Genomic DNA, 24,901 nt, shown 5'->3' with positions numbered 1-24,901 from the left:
TGCAGTGGCAGGATCGACAGACGTGACCACGACCCAACGCCGACCTCGACCCGCCCGCACCGTTCACCCTCAAGCCGAAGCGGTCATAGACCTCGACGCCGTGGGTGAGAACGTGCGGGCTCTTCGGGAGCACGCGGGTCCCGCTGCGGTGATGGCCGTGGTCAAGGCCGACGCCTACAACCACGGAGCCGTGCCGGTCGCGCGTGCAGCGCTCGCCGCAGGTGCGCGGGAACTGGGGGTGACGACCCTCGACGAGGCGCTGGAACTGCGCGCTGCGGGTATCGAGTCACCGATCCTGTCCTGGCTGCACACCGCGGATGCGGATTTCGGGCCCGCGATCGAGGCCGGCGTCGAACTCGGTGTGTCTTCGCCGCGGCACCTCGCGGCGATCGTCGCCGCAGCCCGGCAGGTGGGTGAGCCTGCGACGGTGACGATCAAGATCGACACCGGTCTGAACCGGAACGGTGTGGCTGTCGACGAGTGGGACGAGATGCTGCGCGCGCTCGGCCGCGCTCGGGCCGAAGGTGTGGTGCGGCTGCGCGGCGCGTTCTCGCACCTCGCGCACGGGGACGAGCCCGAGCATCCCTGCAACACCGAGCAGCGCGACCGCCTGACCGAGGCCGTCGCGGAGCTGCGGCGGCATTCCCTGGCGCCGGAGGTCGTGCACCTGGCGAATTCCGCTGCCACCGTCACACGTCCTGACCTGCGATTCGACATGGTTCGTCCCGGAATTGCGATGTACGGACTGACGCCGATTCCGGAACGCGGGGACATGGGCTTCCGGCCGGTGATGACCGTGCGGACGAGGGTGGTGCTGGTGAAGAAGGTTCGAGCGGGAGCCGGGGTGTCCTACGGGCATACCTGGACCGCTCCTGCGGACACGACGGTGGCACTGCTGCCCATGGGCTATGCAGACGGTATCCGGCGCAATCTCAGCGGGCGTATCGAAGTTCAGATCGGCGGACGCCGGTGCCCGCAGGTCGGCCGGGTGTGCATGGATCAGGTCGTCGTCGACCTCGGCGCGGATGGTGCGGGAGTAGACGAAGGCGACGAGGCGTTGTTCTTCGGTGACGGGCGACACGGTGAACCGGGGGCTCAGGATTGGGCCGACAAGCTGGATACGATCAACTACGAGATCGTGACCGGGATCGGCGGACGGGTGGTCCGGACATATGTCGGGGACGAAGGGAGCGTGGCGCCATGTCCCTAGTGAGCAGGATGGGACTGCTGGGAACGAGTCTTGCGACGCTCGCATCGTCGGCGGGACTGTATGCCGTCAAGACTGCCGGAGCGCCTGCCCACGAGATCTATCAGGATGAGGACTTCGACGAGATCCTCCGTCTCCCGAGTCGGATCGTGACCACCGAGGACGGTGTCCCGCTCATGGTGCGCGAGAGCGGACCTTCCGCGGCTCCGCTCACCGTCGTCTTCGTCCACGGTTACTGTCTGCGGATGCAGTCCTGGCACCTTCAGTACCGGCATCTGCGCGAGAGGTGGGGGCGCGACGTGCGTGCGGTCTTCTACGACCAGCGCGGCCACGGGGAATCAGGTTTCTCCAGCTCCTCGTCCTGCACGATCGCCCAGCTCGGCCGGGATCTGGGGCGGGTGATCGAGGAGGTGGCGCCCAGCGGGCCGGTGGTCGTGGTGGGTCACTCGATGGGTGGCATGACCACGATCGCCCTCGCCTCGCAACGGCCGGAGTTGTTCGGCGAACGCATCGTGGGTGTGGGACTGCTCGCGACCACGGCGGCGGGTCTCAGCAAGACGGGCATCGGACGCAACCTCGAGAATCCGGTGCTCGACGCCTTCCGCTACGCAGCACGTACTGCTCCGAGCTTCGTGCAGTTCGCGCGGGGCGCAGCCCGCGCCATCGTCACGCCGATCCTGCGTGCGGCCTCCTACAGCACGGTGGTGAGCCCCCGGCTGGTGCAGTTGTCCGACCGGATGCTCGACGAGACGTCGGTGCTGACGATCGTCAACTTCCTTCGCACGCTCGAACTGCACGACGAGTCCGCGGCGCTTCCGGTCCTGGGGACAGTCCCCGTGCTGGTGCTCTCGGGTGACGCCGACATGGTGATCCCGTACGCGAGCTCGGAGGCACTCGCAAAGGACTTGCCCGACGTCGAACTCAAACGGGTGCGCGGTGCCGGGCATCTCGTTCAGCTGGAGTTCCCCGAGGTCGTGGACCGCGCCCTCGATCGGCTGATCCAGCGCAGTTTCACCAGCGGAGTATCCGGAAGGCAGATCGCAATTGGGTGAGCAGACCGTCGAACTGCCGACCGTGGAGGACACCGAGGCATTCGGCCGCCGCCTCGCGGACGATCTGCGGGCCGGTGACCTGGTGGTTCTCGACGGGCCTCTCGGCGCCGGCAAGACCGCCCTGACCCGTGGAATCGCTGCCGGTCTCGGGGTCCGCGGCCGCGTGACGTCGCCGACCTTCGTCATTGCACGCGAACACCGGCCCGGTACTCCGGAGGGTCGCGAACCGGTGGGACTCGTCCACGTCGACGCCTATCGTCTCGGTGACGGTCCGGACGCGCTCGACGAACTCGACGCCCTCGACCTCGACACCGATCTGACCGACACCGTCGTGGTGGTGGAATGGGGCGGGGGTCTCGTCGAACAGCTCGCCGAGCGGCATCTGCGGGTCCGGCTCCGGAGGGATCCCGGCACCGACATCCGGCGTGCCGCCTGGGAGTGGGTGGGCTGACCATCCGGCAACCCGCCTGTCCGGGGTTGCGCCCCCGCGCGTTGGGTCCCCGTGCGTTGGGTCCCCCGTGCGTTGGGTCACTGCACATCGGTTGAGAATTGCGTGCGGGGTAGGCTGGTACATCGTGCTCGTGCTCGCCGTCGATACCGCCACCCCCGCCGTGACCTCGGGCGTCGTCCGTCTCGACCGCGGTCGTGACAATTCCCTGCCCGAGGTGGTGTCCGCTCGCGTGACCGACAATCCGCGCGCCCACGCCGAGGTCCTCACACCGCAGATCCTCGAATGCCTCGCCGAAGCCGGCGCGGAACCCTCGGATCTCGACGCGATCGTCGTCGGCGTCGGACCCGGTCCTTTCACGGGCCTCCGGGTCGGTATGGCCACAGCCGCTGCGTTCGGCGATGCGCTCGGAATCCCCGTACACGGCGTGTGCACCCTCGACGCGATCGCCGCGGACGTGCGTCGACTCCACGGTGTGGACGGTGATCTCCTCGTGGTCACCGATGCCCGACGCCGTGAGGTCTACTGGTCGCGCTATTCCGGGGACCGGCGTGTCGAGGGTCCCGAGGTGCGCAAGCCTGCAGATGTCTCTGCCGAACCGTCGGCGCGTGTGGCCGGCTCGCCGTCGCACGTCACGCTGTTCGACCTGCCGGTGGTGGACGTGTGCACGCCGTCGCCCGCAGGTCTGGTGAGTGTCGCTGCCGATGCGCTGTGCTCGGGTGCCGAACCGGCCCCCCTCGTCCCCCTGTATCTGCGCCGACCCGACGCGGTGGAGACCGCGAGCCGCCGAGCATGAACACAATCCCCGACGGAGACAGGGCCGCGGACGACGCGGTCGTCATCGATGCACTGCGGCCCGAGGACGCGGCGCGCTGTGCCGAACTCGAGCAGATCCTGTTCCCCGGTGACGACCCGTGGAGTGCGGACGCCTTCCGCTCGGAGTTGGCATCGCCCCACAATCACTACTTCGCGGCGCGCGATGCGCACGGCCGGCTGATCGGTTATGCGGGCCTCGCCCGTCTCGGTACGGCGATCGGACCCGAGTCCGAGGTGCACACCATCGGTGTGGACCCGGCGGCAAGGCGGCGCGGGATCGGAGGCGCCCTGCTCGGGGAGTTGCTGACCGTGGCCGACGGGTGGGGTGGCCCGGTATTCCTCGAGGTACGCACCGACAACGAGGCGGCGATCGCCTTGTACCGGCGCGAGGGATTCGAGATCGTCGGAACCAGAAAGCGTTACTACCAGCCGAGCGGCGCGGACGCGTACACGATGCGGCGTCCGGATCCGCGAGAGGAGTCATCGCCGTGAGCACGAACAGTCCCCGATTCGAGTTGCCCGATCGCCCGATCGTGATGGGCATCGAGAGCTCGTGCGACGAGACCGGCGTGGGCATCGTCCGGTGGGTGGGTGACGGAACCCTCGAGTTGATGGCCGACGCCGTGGCGTCGAGTGTGGACGAGCATGCCCGGTTCGGTGGTGTGGTGCCGGAGATCGCCTCGCGCGCACACCTCGAAGCGATGGTGCCGACGATGCGTCGTGCCCTGGACGAGGCGGGGATCGAGAAGCCGGATGCGGTGTGTGTGACGATCGGACCGGGACTCGCGGGGGCACTACTCGTCGGTGTCGCTGCGGCCAAGGCCTACGCGGCGGCGTGGAACGTGCCGTTCTTCGCGATCAATCACCTGGCCGGCCACGTGGCCGTCGACACTCTCGAACATGGGCCGATGCCGCCGTGTGTGGCACTGCTCGTCTCCGGCGGACACACCCATCTGCTGCATGTGGAGCATCTCGGCAAGCCCATCGTCGAACTCGGCACGACGGTGGACGATGCCGCAGGTGAGGCATTCGACAAGGTCGCCCGGTTGCTGGGTCTCGGCTATCCGGGAGGCCCCGAGGTCGACCGGCTGGCCCGTGAGGGCGACCGCACCGCCGTGGTGTTCCCGCGGGGCATGACCGGGCCGCGCGACGCTCGTCACGACTTCTCCTTCTCCGGTCTCAAGACCGCGGTCGCCCGGTTCGTCGAAGCGAAGGAACGCGCGGGCGAGCCGGTGCCGGTGGCCGACGTCGCCGCCGGTTTCCAGGAGGCCGTGGCCGACGTGCTGACGATGAAGGCCGTGCGGGCAGCCCAGGATCTCGAGGTGGACACGCTGGTTCTCGGCGGCGGAGCGACCGCCAACAGCCGCCTGCGGGAACTCGCCGAGGAGCGTTGTGCCGCTGCCGGGATCACCTTGCGGGTTCCGCGGCCGAAGCTGTGCACGGACAACGGCGTCATGATCGCTTCTCTGGGGGCGCACCTCATTGCGGCAGGGGCGCAGCCGTCGTCACTGGGAGCTGCGACGGATCCGGGCCTGTCGGTGTCGGTCTCGCAGGTGGTCGCCTGATCCTTCCGACGGGTTCTCTACCCGGCTCAGGCGGGCGGGCCCTCCGGGACGACCGGATCCGTGGTCGTTCCCGTCTCGATGGTCGTTCCTGTGGCGATCGTCGGATCGCTGAAGGTGCTGCTCGCGGTCGGGGAGGGAGGCGGAAACTCGACCGGTGACTCCACCGGTGACTCGACCGGTGGTTCGCTCGTGGGTGACGGTGCCGACGGGTTCGTGCCGGGATCCGGCGTCGTGGGGTCCGGCTCGCTCGGCGCGGGACCGGTCGAGGGCGGGGGCGAAGTGCTGGGCTCGGTCGTGTCCGGAAGGATGGCCGGATCGGTCGGCTCCGTCGGCTCCGGAGTCGTCGTGATTCCCGGTTCGGTCGACTCCATCGGATCCGCCGGCTCCGATGGCCGCGTGGTCTCCGGGACTGCCTCCGGCGCCAGCCCCGGCGTCGGTACCTGATCGATCGGCGTGGGTGTCACGGTGGTGATCGGAGACTGCGGTGCGGTCGGCCACGGGTCGCGGGTGGCCGGTGCGGTGGGTTCGACGGTCGGCAACGGCCAGGGAACCGTCGACTGCGCAGCCGAACCGCCCTCGCGGGTTCGGGACGAAGCGGGTTCGGGAGGCGAGTAGTGGGACGGGGCCGCCGTCTCGCCGGACGCGGCATCCTGCGTGGGAACCGGCTCGCCCGTGAAGAGTGGTGACACCTGGGCCTCGCTGTTGTCGCGTTCCGTGAAATGCTGCGTGGCATAGCCGGCGGCGATCGCACTCAGCACCAGCAGGCCGGCCACGGCGCCGGAGACGCGGCCCGGCGATCCATTTCCGGGCCGAGGTGATGAGCCGACCAGGGTGTATCCGACCGACGCGGTGTCGCCGGACAGTGCTGCGCCGATTGCTGCTGCCGCTCCGGGTTCGGGAACCGTGACGATCTCGCCGTGGAAGTCCGCCGAGATCGCCGCAGTCAGGGCGGGCGAGGCGGCCGCGCCACCGATCAGAGCCAGTGTGTCGGGAACCGGATCGACGCTCGAGCAGATCCTCCGGGTGAATGCTGCCGCATCGGCAGCGAACTCGGCGGTGAGTTCGTCGAGTTCGCTGCGGGTGAGGGTGACTGTCGCTTTCGGGCCGGCCTCGGCGATGTCGATGCGGGTCGATGTCGCGCTGGTGAGAGCTTCCTGGGCGCCCTGGCATCGAGCCGCCAGCAGATCCGGGTCGATCAGCCGACGGGTCCGCATGCGGTCGGTTGCGTGGCGGACGTGGTCGAGGACTCGGGCGGCCAGCTGGGCGCCGCCGACCGCTTCGGTACGTGCGGACCGCAACAGGGTGCCGGTTTCCCGGTCGAGAATCGAGACCGTCGTTCCGGTGGCCCCGATGTCCACGATCGCGATCGCACCGGGTTCGCGGCGTACCCCCACGGTGTGGAGATAGGCGAGCGCGGCGGCGGTTTCCGGAACGAGCCGGACCATGCGTCCCGCTCGTTCTGCGGCTACGCGGACCTCGGTCGCCTGTTCCTCGGTGCGGTACGCGACGGTGATGATGTCGGGCGTACGGGGCCCCTGGACGGACGTCAGTGAGACTGCGTCGAAGACGAGATCCCCGAGATCGCGTCCCGGCTGGGACTCGGCGGCAAGCCTGCGGAACTCGGTGGTGGGAGTGGTTGCAGCATCGACGCGCAGGGCCGAGCCGACGCCGGAGGCGCCGACGGAGATGCCGAGCGACGTGGGCATTGTTCACCTTCCGTGCGTGATCGACGGGCGGGCGGTGAGTGCCTTCCTCTTCTGAGGTCACCGAACGATCACGCTCATCGGTTTCCGTTATTCAACCGTAACATGGCGCGATCTTCGGTGCAGGTCGACGCATTTGCACCCACTGCCCTTGAGCGCTGGCACTCTCGTGTATAGAGTGCTAGTGACACCGAGCGCCGACCCGGCACCCGCGACGACGGGACGCGTCCGGAGTCACCGTGATGACTGAAGACACCCCGTGTCCGAGACCATCGGTCTCGGACCCCAATAACCCTGAAAGTGGAGGGCGCATCGTGGCGAGCGTGAACATCAAGCCGCTCGAGGACAAGATCCTCGTCCAGGCCAACGAGGCCGAGACGACGACTGCCTCCGGCCTGGTCATCCCGGACACGGCGAAGGAGAAGCCCCAGGAGGGCACCGTCGTCGCCGTGGGTCCCGGCCGCTGGGACGAAGATGGCGACAAGCGCATCCCGCTCGACGTCAAGGAAGGCGACGTCGTCATCTACAGCAAGTACGGCGGAACCGAGATCAAGTACGCCGGCGAGGAGTACCTGATCCTGTCTGCTCGCGACGTCCTGGCTGTCGTCGCCAAGTAGGCCGCTTGCATTCCGCCCCGGTGTCCCGTTTCGGACCCGGGGCGGATTACGTTGGGGAACATCCGAGTCCAGGAGTAGCCGGAGAACATGTCCAAGCAAATCGAGTTCAACGAGACCGCGCGTCGGGCTCTCGAGCGCGGTGTCGACCAGCTGGCCGACGCCGTCAAGGTGACCCTCGGCCCGCGTGGCCGCCACGTCGTGCTCGCCAAGGCATTCGGTGGTCCCACCGTCACGAACGACGGTGTGAGCATCGCCCGGGAGATCGAGCTGGAAGATCCGTTCGAGAACCTCGGTGCACAACTCGTCAAGAGCGTCGCGACCAAGACCAACGACGTCGCAGGTGACGGCACCACCACGGCAACCGTTCTCGCCCAGGCGCTCGTGAAGGCCGGCCTCAGGAACGTGGCCGCAGGCGCCAATCCCATCTCGCTCGGGGCCGGCATCGCCCAGGGTGCGGAGAAGGTGAGCGAGGCGCTGCTTGCGGCCGCCCAGCCCGTCGAAGGCAAGTCCGCCATCGCGCAGGTCGCCACGGTGTCCTCGCGCGACGAGGAGATCGGCGAGATGGTCGGCGAGGCGCTGACCCGAGTCGGGGAGAACGGTGTCGTCACCGTGGAGGAATCCTCCACGCTGCATACGGAACTGGTCGTCACCGAGGGCGTCCAGTTCGACAAGGGCTTCCTGTCGCCGTACTTCATCACGGATATCGATGCGCAGGAAGCCGTCCTCGAGGATGCGCTCGTCCTTCTCTACCGCGAGAAGATCACGTCGCTGCCCGATTTCCTCCCGCTGCTCGAGAAGATCGCCGAATCCGGCAAGCCGGTTCTGATCATCGCCGAGGACATCGAGGGTGAGCCGCTGTCGACCCTGGTGGTCAACGCGATCCGCAAGACGCTCAAGGCTGTTGCGGTCAAGGCCCCGTACTTCGGCGATCGCCGGAAGGCGTTCCTCGAGGACCTCGCGGTCGTCACCGCGGGTACGGTCATCAACTCCGACCTGGGGTTGTCCCTCAGGGAGGCCGGACTCGACCTGCTCGGTTCGGCCCGCCGCGTCGTCGTGACGAAGGACAGCACCACGATCGTCGACGGCGCCGGTACCGCCGAGGACATCGAGGCGCGTGCGGCTCAGCTGCGTCGGGAGATCGAGGCGACCGATTCCGATTGGGACCGCGAGAAGCTCGAGGAGCGGCTCGCCAAGCTCGCGGGCGGTGTCGCGGTCATCAAGGTCGGTGCCGCCACCGAGACCGATCTCAAGGAACGCAAGTTCCGCGTCGAGGACGCCGTGAACGCGGCGAAGGCAGCGATCGAGGAGGGCATCGTCCCCGGCGGTGGCTCGGCTCTCGTGCAGGCCGCTCGCTCGCTCGACGAGCTCGAGGCGTCCCTTTCCGGTGACGTCGCGACGGGTGTAGCCGCTCTGCGTACCGCTCTCAACGCACCGCTGTACTGGATCGCCACGAACGCGGGCGTCGACGGTGCCGTGGTCGTGGACCGGGTCAAGGAGACCGGAGAGGCCTTCAACGCCGCGACGCTCTCGTACGGTGATCTGGTGGCCCAGGGCGTCGTCGATCCGGTCAAGGTGACACGCTCTGCCCTCGTCAACGCCGCATCTGTGGCGCGGATGGTGCTCACCACCGAGAGTGCTGTCGTCGACAAGCCGGAGGAAGAGGCCGAGGCGGGACACGGTCACGGGCACGCCCACTGAGTCCGGAGATCGCCCGAGTACGAACGCCGTTCCGGACGGCGAACAAAACGGAGGCCCCGCAGGAATGCTCGCATTCCGTGCGGGGCCTCCGTCCTGTCGGTGGACGGTCATCTCGCTCGTGGCTGCCTCACACGGCCACTTTCCGCCGCCGTTGCCTCGTGTACATCTCCCGCTCCGTCTCCGACATGCCGCCCCAGATTCCGTACGGTTCGGCGACCGCGAGAGCGTGATCGCGGCAGCGTGCCAGCACCGGGCAGGTACGGCACAGCTCCTTCGCACGATTCTCCCGCTGGGCGCGTGCACGCCCGCGCTCGCCATCAGGATGGAAGAACACCGAGGAGTCCACACCGCGACACTTGCCATACATCTGCCAATCCCAGAGGTCCGCGTTCGGGCCGGGCAACGTGTGTGGTGCAGGCATGTGTGGCACTCCTTTGCAGCAAGCTCGCACCAGTGCGTGCGAGCGGACCGTGGACACATCGGGATTCCCGCTGTGAGCCGTATCAAACAAACTCACCGTAGAATCTGTATCGATTCGTCGTCAATATTTCCGTCGAGTGGGATAGTCCATAACCGAACGGGAAAGATTTAACCGAAGAAATATTTACTTTCGACGTAACTCGTGCCTGCCCCTGCGTGAGGGGAGTGTCTCGAGGTAGCCTTCCGGCGTCGATGTGGGTTGAACGTCCCGTACTCCCTGGTAACAGGGGCTGTCAGGGGGGATGTGAGGCATCGGGGGCGTCGGGCTCGGCGGCGAGCGGGAGCTTACATGCAGTCTGCATCTTTTAACCCTGTGTTTAACAAAATGTTCGGAAATGCGTTTCGAGGGGCTGATTCCAATAGTCGAGACTATTTGCGCTCGGGGTGTGAATTTCTCCGGTCGGTGCCCGTTCTCGAATCCGATCCCGCCGTTCCGTCCGGATCGTGGGGTGCGATGATTCCGCGATGGCACCTCACGACCCGCCGCGACACGCAGTCTCGACGCCCGCGGACCGTCACGCGATCCTGGCCGCCGCGGCCTTCGGTTCGGCACCGGGGGTGAATCCACTTCCCGCGGCGCACGGGGCCGAACAGCGCTGGCTGCGGGCCGTCGCGCTGGGTGGGCAGGGACGCTACGCGGCCGCACGGGCGGAACTCGCTCGTCTCGGACGATCGGACAGGGACGGAGTGTGGTCGTCGCTGGGGGCGAGCACCGAGGCCTCTCTCCTCCGCCAGCTCGGCGGACACCGTGCCGCCGCCGTGGCGGACGGGCGTGCACTGGCCCTGTCGAGTCCGGTGGATACCGGATGCGAGTCGTCCGTCGCTGCGTGGTGCGACGCAACCACCGGACTGGCAGCCGACGCGCTCGGCCGAGGTCGGCTCACCGTCTGCCGAACCCTCCTCGACGAGTGCGCGTCCGTCCTGGACACCGCCGAGCTTGCGGCGAGTGACCGGCTGTTCGTACGGCAGCGGATCCGGCTCGCATGGGTCGGAGCCGAATCGGCCCTCGCCGCAGGTGACTTCGTCCGCGCGCGCAGCTACGCGGATCGTGCCGTCGAACTCGCGGCCGGGTTCGGATCCGTCCGGCACAGCGTCAAGTCCGACCTCGTGAAGGCCGCATCTCTGACCGGACGGCCGGACCGGGAGCCGGCGGCGGCGCTGGCTGCCGAGGTTCTCCGCCGCGCGGACGAGCACGGCCTGGTTCCCCTGCACTGGGCGGCGGCGATGCTCCTGGACGGGCTGGGGGCCGGTGACGACGCGGGTCGCGTCCGTGACCTGAGCGCGACCCTGGTCGTACGCCGTGGAGGTCGCTTCGTTACCGCGTCTCGAGGCTGAACACCAGCCGAATTCCATTCATACGCGGGGGGGCACCCGACCGGTCGGTTGTTGTCGTTACTCTGAGTGGTGTTCCACGGTCAGGTGGAAGCCCGCCCGGGGGGGTGGTGCCGACTGTAACGCCAGGACTTGCGCAATCGATGACTGTTATGGGTGAGGAGTTGGACTCCGCCGTCGCTGCGGCTGCGCAGGGCGACCGGGCGGCTCTCGCCCAGGTTCTTGCAAGTGTCCGACCTCTCGTCGTGCGGTACTGCCGCGCCCGAGTCGGATCTGCGGAGCGCGGCCAGCTCTCTGCAGACGACGTTGCACAGGAGGTGTGCCTGGCCGTGATGACCGCTCTGCCGAGATATCAGGACCAGGGTCGCCCCTTCATGGCCTTCGTGTACGGGATCGCTGCTCACAAGGTTGCCGACGCGCACCGTAGTGCCGCCCGCAACCGCTCGGAGCCCGTCGCAGAGGTGCCGGAAGTGATGTCGCTCGACGACAGCCCCGAGGAATATGCCCTCAACTCCGAAGCGAGTCGGCAGATGAAGCAGTTGCTGGGCATCCTGCCCGAGAAGCAGCGCGAGATCCTCATCCTCCGCCTCGTCATGGGACTGTCGGCGGAGGAGACGGCCGCAGCCGTGGGAAGCACCGCAGGAGCTATCCGAGTGGCTCAGCACCGGGCCATCGCGAGACTCAAGAAGGAAGTCACGAGAGCAGGTGAGCGGAATGGGTAGGGGGCGTTTCTCGGGCGACGGCTTCGACGACCAGTTCTCCGACGACGAAACCTCCGTGGACCTCGCCGCCGTGCGTCGTGACGATGCGTTGATAGATGCGATCTCGGGCAACGGCCTCGTCGAGACGAAGGACACCGAGGAGTACGAACTCGCTACTCTGCTCGCCGACTGGCGGGCGGACATCCTGGCCGAGCCGATGCCGGCAGGCCCCGAACTCGACGAAGTGGTGGCCGCCGTCCATCGCGAACTCGGCACCCGGGAGTCTTCCACGGGCGTGCCGCCGGCGACTCCTCTCCGCCCCCGGTCGAAGGGGCAGCTACGGCTGCTCCGGCCCCTGACGGGTGCAGCGGCACTCGTCGCCGTGGCCGTGGGCGTTGCGACGGCCGTCTCGTACGGTGCCGAACCCGGCGATCCGCTGTGGGGCGTCAAGCAGGTCGTTTTCAGTGAGCAAGCACAGTCGACCGAGGCGCGGATCGACACCGCCTCGACCCTGCAGCGTGCCGAGCAATTGATCGCCGAGGGAAATGCGGAGGAGGCCCGTCAATTGCTGACGTCCGCCGAATCCCGCTCGGGCGACGTTCGGGACGCGGGGGAGCGGGATGCGCTCGGCGACTGGATGCAGCGTCTCGCGGACGAGATCGGCAAGTTGGCACCGCCGCAGTCTCCTCCTCCACAGTCGCCGGCGGCACCGCCGCCACCTGAGCAGGGTGCGATCGTGCCACCCGCCGCTCCGCTCCCCGTGGTTCCGAGTCCCGGCACGGAAGGACAACTGCCCGGACCGACGACCGGTACGGACACCGGAACGACCGTGCCGCCCACTTCCTCGACGGTGGATCCGACCGTGCTGCAGGCACCGGCGCTGCCTCCGGCGTCCGACCTCGCTACGCCGTCGGAGACTGTGCAGCCGCCGCCTCCACCGCCGCCGCCGTCGTCGAACACACCGCCTCCGTCGACTCCCAGCGAACCGCCTCCCTCGTCCGATTCCCCGACTTCGCCCCCCGCCACGACCGCGTCGGCGACGCGCTCCACGGATGGCACAGGGACCGAACTCTCTCCGGCGTCCGCGACTCCGTCGCAAGGCGGATAGAAGACCCCGAACGATCCGGGCCCGGCAGCAGCTGCTGCCGGGCCCGGATCGTCGTCGGGGAGGTGCTGTGATGCGTGGTCCGCAGAGGCGCCGGGGTCAGGAGTCCAGGCCGTAGGGGTCGACGGGCAAAGCCTCGTTCATGGAGGCATCCGCGTATCCGCGGCAGTAGTCCCAGGTGACGTAGGCATCCGGAGACGGATCGAAGGCCGGCTCGTGCGGTCGGACCGTGCCGTCGACGAGCAGTTGGAGCAGGTTGGCTCGCAACATGTCCCAGTCGTGGTAGTGGTCCTGGTGGCAGTCTTCGCAGCACACGACGAGCCCACGGACACCGCGGGGAGCCAGCAGTGCCTCGTAGACAGCCAGGTCTGCGAGGTCCTCTTCCACCGCAAGTCGCTCCGCAGGATCCAGAGGCTGGCCCGGTTCGATCGCGTCCAGTGCTGCGGACGGATCGTCGGGGTCTCCTGCAAACGGGTCCGGTGGGAGTCCGGGAGGCAACTGATCACGCACGACTCCACGGTACGCAGACCGAGGGGGTCTGCGCCAGCGGTCGCCAGGGGACACGCCGGAAAACGTGTGACGTGATGTGACGAACACCGAGGAACAGGGTGGGAGCCGAGGTTGTTCCGTGAACAGATAACATGGACAGGTGCGTGCCGCTCTCTTCCGTCCGTCGGTACGACGAGCGCGCACAGCCTTCATTCATTCCCGCTGCCGGACGGTCATCCCGTCCGCTCCCATCGATTTGTCACGGAGGGTCCGAACCGCATGAGTAGTACCGGAGGGCGCGTGCACACCGGCGGCGACGACCCGAACAAGGTCGCAATGCTGGGCCTGACCTTCGACGATGTGCTGCTGCTTCCGGCGGCTTCCGACGTCGTCCCGAGCCAGGTCGATACGTCGAGCCGTCTGACCCGCGAGATCCGTCTGCGGATCCCGCTGGTGAGCTCGGCGATGGACACCGTCACCGAGTCCCGCATGGCCATCGCGATGGCGCGCGCCGGTGGCATGGGCGTGCTGCACCGCAACATGCCCGCCGAGGTGCAGGCAGCCCAGGTCGAGACCGTCAAGCGGTCGGAGGCCGGAATGGTCACGGATCCGGTGACCTGCAAGCCGACCGATACGCTCGCCGAGGTCGACGCGATGTGTGCGCGGTTCCGCATCTCGGGTCTGCCGGTGACCGACGACGAAGGCCAACTCGTCGGCATCATCACCAACCGCGACATGCGCTTCGAGGTCGACCAGAACCGCCCGGTCGCCGAGGTCATGACGAAGGCTCCGCTGGTCACGGCGCGGGAGGGTGTCACCGCGGAGGCCGCACTCGGGCTCCTGCGCCGGCACAAGATCGAGAAGCTGCCGATCGTCGACGGGCAGGGCAAGCTGACCGGCCTGATCACCGTCAAGGACTTCGTCAAGACGGAACAGCACCCCGATGCCACGAAAGACCGCGACGGTCGCCTGCTCGTCGGTGCTGCCGTGGGCGTCGGGGACGACTCCTGGACCCGCGCGATGGCGCTGGTGGACGCCGGAGTCGACGTTCTCGTCGTCGACAGTGCACACGGACACTCCGCCAACGTGCTGTCGATGATCTCCAAGCTCAAGAGCGAGGTCGGCGACCGCGTGCAGATCATCGGCGGCAACGTCGCTACTCGCGCAGGTACCGAAGCGCTCATCGCCGCGGGTGTGGACGCCGTGAAGGTCGGTATCGGCCCCGGCTCGATCTGCACCACGCGTGTGGTCGCGGGCGTCGGAGCCCCGCAGATCACGGCAATCCTCGAAGCGTCCACCGCGGCGCGCCCCCACGGTGTGCCTGTCATCGCAGACGGCGGCATGCAGTTCTCCGGCGACGTCGCGAAGGCCCTCGCGGCCGGCGCGTCCACCGCGATGCTCGGTTCGCTGCTCGCCGGTACCACCGAATCCCCGGGCGAGTTGATCCTCGTGAACGGCAAGCAGTTCAAGAGCTACCGCGGGATGGGCTCGCTCGGTGCGATGCAGAGCCGCGGCGAGGCCAAGTCCTACTCGAAGGACCGCTACTTCCAGGACGACGTGCTCTCCGAGGACAAGCTCGTGCCCGAGGGAATCGAGGGACGCGTGCCCTTCCGCGGCCCACTGCAGCAGGTCACCCACCAGCTGATCGGTGGTCTGCGCGCAGCGATGGGCTACACCGGCGCCACGACGATCGAACAACTCCAGGAGGCGCAGTTCGTGCAGATCACGGCTGCCGGCCTGAAGGAGAGCCACCCGCACGACATCACGATCACCGCCGAGGCACCGAACTACGTGGTCCGGTAGTTTTCCGCGTTCGCAGCAGGGTCCCGTTCCGGACAGGACGGGAACATCGTCCAAGAGGAGAAAGGGGCGCGCGTGCGCGACCTCGTTGAGATCGGTATGGGTCGCACGGCCCGACGTACGTACGAACTGGGCGACGTGGACATCGTCCCGTCGCGCCGGACGCGTTCGTCGAAGGAGGTGTCGACCGCTTGGCAGATCGATGCCTACCGTTTCGACATCCCGGTGCTGGCGCATCCGACCGACGCCCTGGTTTCGCCCGCCTTCGCGATCGAACTGGGCAAGGCCGGCGGCTTGGGTGTCATCAACGGTGAAGGCTTGTGGGGTCGCCACGCCGACGTCGACGCCGTCGTGCGCCGCCTTGCGGACATCGCGAGCACGGATCCGCGCGCAGCGGTTCGCTACCTGCAGGAGTTGCACGCGGCACCGTTGCAGAGTGGCCTGCTCGCGGCGGCCGTCGCGCAGGTTCGTGACGCCGGTGTCACCACCGCGGTCCGGGTGAGTCCGCAGAACGCACGGGCTCTCACCCCCGAGCTGGTGAAGGCGGGCATCGATCTCCTCGTCGTCCAGGGCACCATCATTTCGGCCGAGCATGTGGCGCACGGCGAGGACGAGCCGCTGAACCTCAAGACGTTCATCTCCGAGCTCGACGTGCCGGTGATCGCCGGTGGCGTCAGTGACCACCGCACCGCTCTGCACCTGATGCGCACGGGCGCGGCCGGTGTCATCGTCGGGTTCGGTTCGACGAAGCAGGCGACCACCACGAGTTCCTCGCTCGGAATCGGAATTCCGATGGCGACGGCGATCGCCGATGCGGCCGCGGCCCGTCGGGACTACCTGGACGAGACGGGTGGGCGTTACGTCCACGTCATCGCGGACGGCGACATCGAGACCGCCGGCGACCTCGCGAAGGCGATCGCGTGCGGCGCCGACGCAGCCGTGCTCGGTGCGCCGCTGGCCCTCGCCGACGAGGCGGCGGGTCAGGGTTGGTACTGGCCGTCCGTGGCGGGCCATCCGTCGATGCCGCGTGGTGCGGCCGTGCGCATCACCGAGGGCGATCGGCCCGGCCTGGAGCGGGTGCTGTTCGGTCCTTCCGACGACCCGTCCGGCTCCCTCAATCTCGTGGGTGGTCTGCGCCGGTCGATGGCGAAAGCGGGATACTCGGACCTGAAGGAGTTCCAGAAGGTCGGGCTCTCGGTCCGCGGATAGGGCGTACTTCTTCTCCCCGGCACCTGTCGATGGCCGGTCACAGCGCGGGACGGCGCAGTGGCCGGCCATCGGCGTTCCTGGCGGCCGTTTCATGCAACTCCCCGTAACGGGTAGAGTTGGGCCTGTGCCAGCAGTCACATCCTCGAGGTGCATACTGGCGGGTAACAACTCTCGTCGCTGGAGGTTCCATGGGTAAGCAACGGGTCACGGACTACGACGTCCTGGTCGTCGGTTCGGGTTTCGGGGGGAGCGTCACGGCGTTGCGGTTGGTGGAGAAGGGCTACAAGGTCGGCGTGCTCGAGGCCGGTCGCCGCTACGCCGACGCCGACTTCGCGAACACCAGTTGGGATCTGCGTCGCTTCCTGTGGGCTCCCAAGTTCGGCTGCTTCGGCATCCAGCGGGTTCACCTGCTGCGCGACTGCCTCATCCTCGCTGGGGCCGGCGTGGGCGGCGGGTCGCTGAACTACGCCAACACTCTCTACAAGCCCCCGATGCCGTTCTTCGAGGATCGTCAGTGGGCCGGCATCACGGACTGGCATGACGAGCTGAGTCCGTACTACGACCAGGCGAAGCGGATGCTCGGCGTGGTGCAGTACGGCCGGATGACCGATGCCGACAAGGTGATCAAGGCTGTTGCCGACGACATGGGAGTGGGCGATACCTTCATCCAGACGCCGGTCGGTGTGTTCTTCGGTGAACCCGGCCGTACGGTCGCCGACCCCTACTTCGGTGGCGTGGGCCCCGACCGCACCGGTTGCATCGAGTGCGGCGAGTGCATGACGGGATGCCGCCACGGCGCGAAGAACACTCTGCTGAAGAACTATCTGGGTCTGGCCGAGCGGGCAGGAGCCGAGATCATCCCGCTGACCACCGTCACCGATCTCCGCCAGGCCGCCGACGGCGCCTGGGAGGTGATCACCGAACGTACCGGCGCCTGGGCGCGCAAACGGCGGCGCACGTACACCGCTTCGCACGTCGTCCTCGCGGCCGGAACATGGGGTACGCAGCATCTGCTGCACCATCTCAAGGACACGGGAGCGCTGCCCGAGCTGTCCGGCCGGCTCGGTGAGCTGACGCGCACCAATTCCGAGTCCATCGTCGGCGCAGGCAAGATGACCGTCGATCCCGACATGAAGCTCACCGACGGGGTGGCAATCACCTCGTCGTTCCACCCGACGCCCGACACCCACATCGAACCCGTGCGGTACGGCAAGGGTTCGAACGCGATGGGCCTGCTGCAGACGCTCATGACCGACGGCGACGGTCCGGTGCCGCGATGGGTGAAGTTCCTGGGACAGGTCGCGAAGAACCCTGTGAAGATGCTGCGGATGCTGTCCGTCCACCGCTGGAGTGAGCGGACCATCATCGCCCTGGTGATGCAGAATCTGGACAACTCCATCACCACCTACACCACCAAGGGGCTCTTCGGCCGGCGCAAGGTGACCAGCAAGCAGGGCCATGGGCAACCGAATCCCACCTGGATTCCGGCCGGCAACGAGGCGACGCGCCGCATCGCCGAGAAGATCGACGGGGTGCCGGGCGGTACCTGGGGGGAGATCTTCAACATCCCCCTCACCGCGCACTTCCTCGGCGGGGCCGTGATCGGATCCGACCCCGACCACGGGGTCATCGATCCGTATCACCGCGTGTACGGATATCCGACCCTGAGCGTCGTCGACGGGGCGGCGGTTTCCGCGAACCTGGGCGTCAATCCGTCGCTCACCATCGCGGCTCAAGCGGAACGTGCTGCGGCACTGTGGCCGAACAAGGGTGAGGACGACCTGCGGCCCGAGCAAGGTCTGCCCTACCGACGTATCTCGCCGGTCGAACCGAAGAACCCCGTGGTCCCCGTCGACGCTCCTGGTGCGCTGCGCTTGCCGGTCGTCGAGATCAAGAACAGCAGCGACGTCGCGTAACAGAAGTTCGAGGATGCGCGGCCGCGTCGGGATGGCCCGACGCGGCCGCTTAGACTGTTCGGGTGTCGCAAAGCCAGCAGTCCAGACCGGTCGTCGTCGTCGATTTCGGAGCCCAGTACGCGCAGCTGATCGCTCGGCGGGTACGTGAGGCCAACGTCTACTCGGAGGTCGTGCCCCACACGGCCGGTGTCGAGGAGATCGCCGCGAAGAACCCGCGCGCAGTGGTGTTGTCCGGTGGCCCCGCGAGCGTGTACGAGGAGGGCGCCCCGCGCCTCGATCCTTCGCTGTTCGATCTCGGCGTCCCCGTGTTCGGCATCTGCTACGGCTTCCAGGCGATGGCGCAGGCGCTCGGGGGCACGGTCGCGCACACCGGATCGCGCGAGTACGGGCGCACCGAGATGTCGGTCTCGGGTGGTGTGCTGCACGACGGTTTGCCCGCGACGCAGCCGGTGTGGATGAGCCACGGCGACGGCGTCACCGAGGCACCCGAGGGCTTCGAGGTCACGGCGAGCAGTGCCGGAGCCCCGGTGGCGGCCTTCGAGGATCGCGCCCGTCGGCTCGCCGGTGTGCAGTACCACCCCGAGGTGCTGCATTCGCCCCACGGCCAGCAGGTGCTGAGCCGATTCCTGCACGACATCGCCGGCATCCCGGGCGACTGGACCGCTGCGAACATCGCCGATGCGCTCGTCGAGCAGGTGCGTGAGCAGATCGGCGACGGTCGTGCCATCTGTGGTCTGTCCGGTGGTGTGGATTCCGCTGTCGCGGCGGCACTGGTCCAGCGTGCCATTGGCGACCGCCTGACCTGTGTTTTCGTCGACCACGGGCTCATGCGCGAGGGTGAGCGGCAGCAGGTCGAGAAGGACTTCGTCGCCGCTACCGGCGCCCGTCTGATCACCGTCGACGCGTCGGAGACCTTCCTGCGTGAGCTCGCGGGCGTCACCGATCCGGAAACCAAGCGCAAGATCATCGGCCGCGAGTTCATCCGGTCCTTCGAGGGTGCGGTCTCCGAGGTGCTCGGGGAGGGTGCCGACAGAGGCGAAACCGTGAAGTTCCTCGTGCAGGGCACTCTGTATCCGGATGTCGTCGAGTCCGGCGGAGGCTCCGGCACCGCGAACATCAAGAGCCACCACAACGTCGGCGGGCTTCCCGAAGACCTCGAGTTCGAACTCGTCGAACCGCTGCGTCTGCTGTTCAAGGACGAGGTGCGCGCGGTGGGCCGCCAGCTCGGTCTGCCCGAGGAGATCGTCGGGCGCCAGCCGTTCCCCGGTCCGGGGCTGGGTATCCGCATCATCGGCGAGGTCACCCGCGAGCGCCTCGAAATCCTGCGACGTGCCGATTCCATCGCCCGGGAGGAACTCACCTCCGCCGGTCTCGACGGACAGATCTGGCAGTGCCCGGTCGTGCTGCTCGCCGACGTGCGCAGCGTGGGCGTGCAGGGCGACGGCCGCACCTACGGCCACCCGATCGTGCTGCGCCCGGTCTCGAGCGAGGATGCGATGACCGCAGACTGGACGCGACTGCCCTACGAGACCCTCGAACGGATCTCCACCCGCATCACGAACGAGGTGGCCGACGTCAACCGCGTGGTGCTCGACGTGACGAGCAAGCCGCCGGGAACGATCGAGTGGGAGTGATCCATCCTCACCGCGTACGGTGAGACACCGGCGTCCCCCGGACCTGTGGCAGGTCCGGGGGACGCCGTCTTTCCCGGGTAGGTCGTCCTACGGTAGTGCCGTCACGGTTTCCGGCGGTTGGGGAGGAACACCAGCACCGCTCCGACCAGTAGGGCGGCGCCCACGAGCACCCATCCCAGATCGACGTTGGCGAGGAAGTCGAGGGGGAACGGCCCGATGATCGCCCAGGCGCTGACGATCAGCGCGACCAGCGCGGCCAGCAGGAGCAGGAGAGAGGGGCCGCGACGGGTACATCCGGTACATCCGGGTCGGTTCTCGGTCTGTGTTCCGGTATCGGGATCAGCCACGTTGCACCTCCAGAGATCCGAACTGTACGGCCGCGTCCAAGGTCAGGACCGGCCCTTTCTCCCCGTCCGTGCCGGTATCGAGACCCGGTTCGGGGCACTGGGTCACCTCGCCGGCCCGGACATCGCAGGTGGCGCGGACGTCGAGATCTTCGGGCAGCAGTACCTCGACGCTTCCGAAACGCCCGTCGACGCTCACTGTGCGATCCTCCGTGAGCTCGAGTCCTCGCAGGTCCAGGCTCATGGAACCGAAACGGGAGTTGTACTCGGGCTGCAACTGCTCGGCGGTGGTGGGTGCCCAGTTCCGGCTGCCCCACGAGGACGTGTCGATCGGCCCGGCGATCGAGGCGAGGACGACGAATCCGAGCAGGGGACCGGTCACGACGAGCAGCCCGTGACCGCGATGCAGGAACGCACCGATCAGCAGGCCCACACCGATGACCGCGAGTGCGACGGCGCCCACCCGTGCCGGGGTCACCCAGGCGAGGTCGGCGGCGGCTCCGAGGGCACCGGTCACGGCAGCGGCGATCACAGCCAGGCCGAGGACCGTGGTGGTCAGGCGCGAACGACGGTTCGTGACGACGGCTGGTTCGTGCCTGGGTGCCGGCTCGGGGAGATCCCACGCGAACGGGGCTACCCCGAGAGGATCCCATGCCGGCGGAGAGGGCTGCTCGGGAGAGCGCGTCTCGGCACCCGAGCTCGGGGTGTCGGTGTCCTTGCGTAGGTCGGGCATCGTGGACGGCTTCCTCTCCGTGGTCTCGGCGTCGTTCGTCGGGTCTGTGGACTCGGCAGTGGACTCGGCAGACGTGGGTGCCGGCGTGGTCGCGTCCTCGGTCCAGGTCTCCGGGCCGGGGCGCATGTGCCAGGATCCGGCGTGCGCACCCCACATGAAGTGGTACGGATTCACCATCGATGGTTGACGAAAGTCCGCCTGGCCGGGGAAGGGTGATCCTTCCGGTGCGGGGAGAACGGGCGGCTCGGGACGCCGCTGGTACAGCAGCCACCATCCACCGAGCAGCAACAGCGTTCCTATGAATCCGGAACCTCCCGAACCTGCGCCCACAGGTCCGATGGCGCCCGCCGCGATCGCCAGGGCCACCAGGAGCACCACGATCTTGGTCGTCGAATCCGAGCTCGAACCCCGCCCCACGAGCGATTCGAGTGGAGAGACGTCGTCGCCGTGACGAGGGAAGAGCAGCCAGGCCGCCAGGTAGAGGACCAGACCGCCTCCGCCGAACAGTGCGGATGCGACGAAGACGACCCGGACGAGCACAGGATCGATGCCGTACCGCACGCCGATTCCCGAGCACACGCCCCCGATGTGCCCTTCCTTCGGCAGTCGCACAGGGCGGGTTCGCCACATGTCCGCCACCTGCTCCTGAAAGTTCCTCGTGTCCATGGCACTCATCCTGGTGTGCTTCCGCGTGCAGCACATCAGGGACCAACCCTGATTTCCACGTGCTCGAGCGGAACCCGGACATCAGGGTTCGTCCCCGATGCCGGGAGCGGCGAGGTCGTGCCAGTATCGAAGTGTGCACCCCGTACCCGGATTACCCGTGACCGTTCCCCGTCTCGAAAGACGGGTGGGCGGTCGCATCGTGGGTGGTGTGGCCGGCGGTGTCGCCGATCATCTCGACATCGACGCCACCAAGGTGCGGGTTGCGTTCACTGTGCTCGCCGCCCTCGGTGGATTCGGGATCGCGGCCTACGGTCTGTTGTGGATGTTCGTGCCTCCGGGCTCGGACACCGATCGCCCCACCGGCCCCGAACGTCGTCGTGCCATCGGGCTGGCCTTCATGGGTATCGGTCTGGCGGTAGGACTTTCGTGGTTGTTCAGTGGTGGTGCCGCCGGGCTGGTGCTGCCCGTCATCGTGGCCGTCGTCGGTGCGGCGCTGGTGTGGCGCGAGTTCGATGTCGAAGGCCCGAGGTCGGTCCTCGGCCTGCCCGCTCGTCCGACGGTTCTCACCTGGGCTCGCGTGCTCGGTGGTCTGACTCTCGTGGTCACCGGACTCGGGGTGATGGTCATCGCGCAGGTCGACGTGGCGGCACTGCGCTCGTCGCTGCTGGCGGTGGTGGTCACGCTGATCGGGGCGACGCTGCTATCTGTGCCGTTGTGGATCCGGATGTGGCGCGCCCTCGAAACCGAACGCGCCGCCCGGGTGCGCAACGAGGAGCGCGAGGAGATCGCGTCGCACCTGCACGACTCGGTGCTGCAGACACTCGCGCTCATCCAGAAGCAGGCCGACGACCAGCAGGAGGTGCTGCGCCTGGCACGAAGTCAGGAACGCGAACTGCGCCGCTGGCTGTTCGGCGGGGACGAGTCACCCCGCACCTCGCTCGCCGAGACTCTGCGCACCATCGCCGGTGAGGTGGAGGACCAGTACGGATTGTCCGTCGAACCCGTCATCGTCGGTGATATCGCGCCCGACGACAGCGATCTGACCCCTGAGGCCGCGACCGCCGTGCTCGGCGCGACCCGCGAGGCGCTCGTCAACGCCGCCAAGCATGCCGGGGTGGACAGCGTGGATCTGTTCGCCGAGGTCGAGCCGCATCAGGTCAGTGTGTTCGTACGCGACCGCGGCGTCGGATTCGATCCCGAGGAGGTACCGGCCGACCGGCAGGGGCTGGCCAGGTCGATCCGGGCGCGAGTGGAACGTCGCGGTGGCCGCACCGTCGTGAAGTCGAGTCCCGGCAAGGGAACCGAGGTGCGTATTCACGTGCCGCGCACGGGCCGGACCGATACCGAGCGAGAAAAGGACCCGACGTCGACCTTAGAGTGGGAGGTGACCGACCCCCGCCCCGAGGAGCAGACACAGTGACTTCGATTCCGGCGACATCGTCCGATGCCACCGAGAACACCCGTCCCTTTCGTGTCTTCCTGGTGGACGACCACGCCGTGTTCCGCTCGGGGGTGCGCACCGAACTGGGACGCGAATCCGACATGGAGATCGTGGGTGAGGCCGGCGGTGTCTCCGAGGCCGTCGCCGGAATCGGTTCGAGCAAGCCGGACGTCGTACTGCTCGACGTCCACATGCCCGACGGTGGGGGTGTGGCGGTGCTCCAACGGATTCCGGACGGCCCGGTATGTCTGGCGCTGAGCGTGTCCGATGCCGCCGAGGACGTCATCGCGGTGATCCGTGCCGGGGCGCGCGGATACGTGACGAAGACGATCTCCGGCCCGGATCTGGCCGACGCAGTCCGGCGGGTCGCGGGGGGAGACGCGGTGTTCAGCCCGCGTCTCGCCGGTTTCGTCCTCGACTCGTTCACCGGGCGGTCGGCCGCGCCGGAACCGCCTCTCGATCCCGAGCTCGACTCCCTGACCCCGCGGGAACTCGAGGTGCTGCGCCTGCTTGCTCGCGGTTACACCTACCGCGAGATCGCCGAGGAGCTCGTGATCTCGGTGAAGACCGTCGAGACGCATGCGTCGAACGTCCTGCGCAAGACGCAGCAGTCGAACCGTAATGCGCTGACACGCTGGGCGCATCGGCGTCGCATCGACTGATCGCTGCCGGCGACCGAGCGGTTCTCGTCGACGAGATCTGCGCAGTCGCCACGACGTTTGCGGCGGCGCCGCTGCGGGTCAGACGACCAGGGCGATGACGACGGCGATGACGAGCGCCACGACGATCACCGCGACCATCACCGCCATCGCCAGGGGCGCATAGGCGACGAGGCGGTCCTGTGGATTGTCGGGCACCGGCCCGTCCGGGAGCAGGCGGTCGAGCAGATCCGACGGGGAGAATCCCTTCCCGGACCCCTTCGTACCTCCGGAGGACTGCGCTGCGGCCCCCAGGGGGCGGTCGACGAAGGAACCTCGCGGACGCGCCGGTTCGGCGAACTGCGCCGAACGCTGTGCCCACGAGGGGATGGTTCCGTCCTCGGTCTGGATGGGGCGGCCCCGCAAGGCCTCCGCGGAGCTGCCCGGTCCGAGGACGACACGGGCGAGAAGATCGCGTGCCTGCGCCATCGTCGGGCGCCGCGCCGGGTCGGGCTGCAGCATCTCGAGCAGGGGTTCGGTGAGCGGACCCGTGTGCGTGGGCATGATGATCTCGGCCCGGGCGACCCGGTGCAGCAATGCGATCGAATCGGTTTCGAAACCGAAGGGCGGCTGCCCTTCGATCGCGGTGTAGAGCGTGGCGCCGAGCGAGAACACGTCGCTGGCCTCGGTGGGGTCGTTGCCGCGCGCGACCTCCGGGGCGAAATAGGCGGGCGTTCCGATGATCACGCCGTCGGGATCGTTGTCGCCCTTCGCGCGGGCGATACCGAAGTCGCTGATCTTCACGATGCCTGCATCACGCCCACGCTCGGCGATGAGGATGTTGCCGGGTTTGACGTCGCGATGGACGATTCCGGCGGCGTGGGCGGCGGTGAGCGCGTCGGCGACGTTCGCTCCGATCTGCGCCACCACGTACGGCGGGAGCGTGTCGACGACGTTCATCACCTTCGCCAGACTGCGGGACGGCAGGTGTTCCATGACGAGCCACGGCTCGCCGTAGTGCAGTGCCATGTCGTACATCGAGATGGCGTGCTCGTGTGCGAGCTGCGCTGCCGCCCTGCCTTCCCGGAGCGCGCGGCGACGGAGCTCTTCGGCCTCGTCGGGATCGAGATCGGCAGTGGAGATCACCTGTTTGACAGCGACATCGCGGCCCAGACGGGTATCGCGCGCGAGCCAGACGGCGCCCATGCCGCCCCCACCGAGCTTGGAATCGAGCCGATATCGACCGGCCACCAAGTGATCCGGCCCTACGGCCCGTCCTGCCCACGCCTGCTCTGCCACTCGATCGA

Annotated in this window: 23 protein-coding genes; 17 read left to right on the top strand and 6 right to left on the bottom strand. The window is 67.9% G+C overall.

Annotated features, from left to right (window positions below; all coding sequences use genetic code 11):
- The first annotated feature begins 22 nt into the window (after positions 1-22).
- The 6 genes from alr to tsaD all read left to right on the top strand — a co-directional run bounded on the left by alr (position 23) and on the right by tsaD (position 5,088).
- Positions 23-1,210 (top strand): alanine racemase, encoded by a 1,188-nt coding sequence (gene alr, locus ABZ789_RS13960; protein ID WP_358424568.1) that lies wholly within the window; start codon positions 23-25, stop codon positions 1,208-1,210.
- Complete coding sequence (locus tag ABZ789_RS13955) at positions 1,201-2,259, top strand: alpha/beta hydrolase (protein WP_358424566.1); 1,059 nt, start codon at positions 1,201-1,203, stop codon at positions 2,257-2,259. Before alr ends, ABZ789_RS13955 begins: the two co-directional genes overlap by 10 nt.
- On the top strand, positions 2,252-2,710 hold the full coding sequence (tsaE, locus tag ABZ789_RS13950) for a tRNA (adenosine(37)-N6)-threonylcarbamoyltransferase complex ATPase subunit type 1 TsaE (RefSeq protein WP_358424564.1): 459 nt from the start codon (positions 2,252-2,254) through the stop codon (positions 2,708-2,710). Before ABZ789_RS13955 ends, tsaE begins: the two co-directional genes overlap by 8 nt.
- Before the next feature lie 124 nt (positions 2,711-2,834).
- Positions 2,835-3,503: a tRNA (adenosine(37)-N6)-threonylcarbamoyltransferase complex dimerization subunit type 1 TsaB gene (gene tsaB / locus ABZ789_RS13945; RefSeq protein ID WP_358424562.1), complete on the top strand. Its 669-nt coding sequence runs from the start codon at positions 2,835-2,837 to the stop codon at positions 3,501-3,503.
- The gene (rimI, locus tag ABZ789_RS13940; RefSeq protein ID WP_358424560.1) at positions 3,500-4,015 is read left to right on the top strand and encodes a ribosomal protein S18-alanine N-acetyltransferase; all 516 of its coding nucleotides are present in this window, start codon (positions 3,500-3,502) and stop codon (positions 4,013-4,015) included. Before tsaB ends, rimI begins: the two co-directional genes overlap by 4 nt.
- A gap of 44 nt (positions 4,016-4,059) precedes the next feature.
- Entirely contained in the window at positions 4,060-5,088 is a 1,029-nt protein-coding gene (tsaD, locus tag ABZ789_RS13935; RefSeq protein ID WP_358424667.1) for a tRNA (adenosine(37)-N6)-threonylcarbamoyltransferase complex transferase subunit TsaD, read from the top strand.
- Between the two features lie 26 nt (positions 5,089-5,114).
- Here the strand turns inward: tsaD and ABZ789_RS13930 are convergent, their stop codons facing one another.
- A complete protein-coding gene (locus ABZ789_RS13930) occupies positions 5,115-6,794 on the bottom strand; it encodes an Hsp70 family protein (protein ID WP_358424558.1) in 1,680 nt (559 codons plus the stop codon).
- A 311-nt stretch (positions 6,795-7,105) separates the two neighbouring features.
- Here ABZ789_RS13930 and groES point away from each other — a divergent pair, with 311 nt between their 5' ends.
- Both groES and groL read left to right on the top strand, forming a co-directional pair.
- A complete protein-coding gene (groES, locus tag ABZ789_RS13925; protein ID WP_006550071.1) occupies positions 7,106-7,408 on the top strand; it encodes a co-chaperone GroES in 303 nt (100 codons plus the stop codon).
- 87 nt (positions 7,409-7,495) lie between these two features.
- Positions 7,496-9,106 (top strand): chaperonin GroEL, encoded by a 1,611-nt coding sequence (gene groL / locus ABZ789_RS13920; RefSeq protein ID WP_358424556.1) that lies wholly within the window; start codon positions 7,496-7,498, stop codon positions 9,104-9,106.
- A gap of 127 nt (positions 9,107-9,233) precedes the next feature.
- On the opposite strand, the gene ABZ789_RS13915 is transcribed toward groL, so the two are convergent.
- Entirely contained in the window at positions 9,234-9,527 is a 294-nt protein-coding gene (locus ABZ789_RS13915) for a WhiB family transcriptional regulator (RefSeq protein WP_358424553.1), read from the bottom strand.
- A gap of 524 nt (positions 9,528-10,051) precedes the next feature.
- Here ABZ789_RS13915 and ABZ789_RS13910 point away from each other — a divergent pair.
- The 3 genes from ABZ789_RS13910 to ABZ789_RS13900 all read left to right on the top strand — a co-directional run bounded on the left by ABZ789_RS13910 (position 10,052) and on the right by ABZ789_RS13900 (position 12,727).
- Positions 10,052-10,921, top strand: coding sequence for a hypothetical protein (locus ABZ789_RS13910; RefSeq protein ID WP_358424551.1), 870 nt, complete (start codon positions 10,052-10,054; stop codon positions 10,919-10,921).
- Positions 10,922-11,061: 140 nt separating this feature from the next.
- Positions 11,062-11,640 carry a sigma-70 family RNA polymerase sigma factor gene (locus ABZ789_RS13905; protein WP_358424549.1) on the top strand — a complete coding sequence of 193 codons (579 nt, stop codon included), beginning with the start codon at positions 11,062-11,064 and terminating at the stop codon, positions 11,638-11,640.
- A complete protein-coding gene (locus ABZ789_RS13900) occupies positions 11,633-12,727 on the top strand; it encodes an anti-sigma-D factor RsdA (RefSeq protein WP_358424547.1) in 1,095 nt (364 codons plus the stop codon). The genes ABZ789_RS13905 and ABZ789_RS13900 overlap by 8 nt, the downstream gene beginning before the upstream one ends.
- A gap of 96 nt (positions 12,728-12,823) precedes the next feature.
- On the opposite strand, the gene ABZ789_RS13895 is transcribed toward ABZ789_RS13900, so the two are convergent.
- Positions 12,824-13,234: a DUF5319 domain-containing protein gene (locus ABZ789_RS13895; RefSeq protein WP_006550077.1), complete on the bottom strand. Its 411-nt coding sequence runs from the start codon at positions 13,232-13,234 to the stop codon at positions 12,824-12,826.
- Between the two features lie 258 nt (positions 13,235-13,492).
- On the opposite strand from ABZ789_RS13895, the gene guaB reads away from it, so the two are divergent.
- From guaB to guaA, 4 genes are all read left to right on the top strand, one after another.
- Positions 13,493-15,016, top strand: a complete 1,524-nt coding sequence (gene guaB, locus ABZ789_RS13890; RefSeq protein ID WP_358424545.1) for an IMP dehydrogenase — start codon at positions 13,493-13,495, stop codon at positions 15,014-15,016.
- A gap of 72 nt (positions 15,017-15,088) precedes the next feature.
- Positions 15,089-16,222 carry a GuaB3 family IMP dehydrogenase-related protein gene (locus tag ABZ789_RS13885; protein WP_358424543.1) on the top strand — a complete coding sequence of 378 codons (1,134 nt, stop codon included), beginning with the start codon at positions 15,089-15,091 and terminating at the stop codon, positions 16,220-16,222.
- A gap of 188 nt (positions 16,223-16,410) precedes the next feature.
- Positions 16,411-18,138: a GMC family oxidoreductase gene (locus ABZ789_RS13880; protein WP_358424541.1), complete on the top strand. Its 1,728-nt coding sequence runs from the start codon at positions 16,411-16,413 to the stop codon at positions 18,136-18,138.
- Positions 18,139-18,200: 62 nt separating this feature from the next.
- Positions 18,201-19,772, top strand: a complete 1,572-nt coding sequence (gene guaA, locus ABZ789_RS13875) for a glutamine-hydrolyzing GMP synthase (RefSeq protein WP_358424539.1) — start codon at positions 18,201-18,203, stop codon at positions 19,770-19,772.
- A gap of 101 nt (positions 19,773-19,873) precedes the next feature.
- On the opposite strand, the gene ABZ789_RS13870 is transcribed toward guaA, so the two are convergent.
- Positions 19,874-20,119 (bottom strand): hypothetical protein, encoded by a 246-nt coding sequence (locus tag ABZ789_RS13870; RefSeq protein WP_358424537.1) that lies wholly within the window; start codon positions 20,117-20,119, stop codon positions 19,874-19,876.
- On the bottom strand, positions 20,112-21,515 hold the full coding sequence (locus ABZ789_RS13865) for a PspC domain-containing protein (RefSeq protein WP_358424536.1): 1,404 nt from the start codon (positions 21,513-21,515) through the stop codon (positions 20,112-20,114). Before ABZ789_RS13865 ends, ABZ789_RS13870 begins: the two co-directional genes overlap by 8 nt.
- A gap of 97 nt (positions 21,516-21,612) precedes the next feature.
- On the opposite strand from ABZ789_RS13865, the gene ABZ789_RS13860 reads away from it, so the two are divergent.
- Positions 21,613-22,935: a PspC domain-containing protein gene (locus ABZ789_RS13860; RefSeq protein WP_358424534.1), complete on the top strand. Its 1,323-nt coding sequence runs from the start codon at positions 21,613-21,615 to the stop codon at positions 22,933-22,935.
- Positions 22,932-23,618: a response regulator transcription factor gene (locus ABZ789_RS13855; RefSeq protein WP_358424532.1), complete on the top strand. Its 687-nt coding sequence runs from the start codon at positions 22,932-22,934 to the stop codon at positions 23,616-23,618. The genes ABZ789_RS13860 and ABZ789_RS13855 overlap by 4 nt, the downstream gene beginning before the upstream one ends.
- A gap of 78 nt (positions 23,619-23,696) precedes the next feature.
- Here ABZ789_RS13855 and ABZ789_RS13850 read toward each other — a convergent pair whose 3' ends face one another.
- A complete protein-coding gene (locus tag ABZ789_RS13850) occupies positions 23,697-24,845 on the bottom strand; it encodes a serine/threonine-protein kinase (RefSeq protein ID WP_358424665.1) in 1,149 nt (382 codons plus the stop codon).
- Positions 24,846-24,901 lie beyond the last annotated feature (56 nt).

Origin of the sequence: Rhodococcus sp. NPDC047139, from assembly GCF_040643435.1 — a bacterium.
Classification (GTDB): domain Bacteria; phylum Actinomycetota; class Actinomycetes; order Mycobacteriales; family Mycobacteriaceae; genus Rhodococcus.
This window is presented reverse-complemented; position numbering and strand designations above follow the sequence as displayed.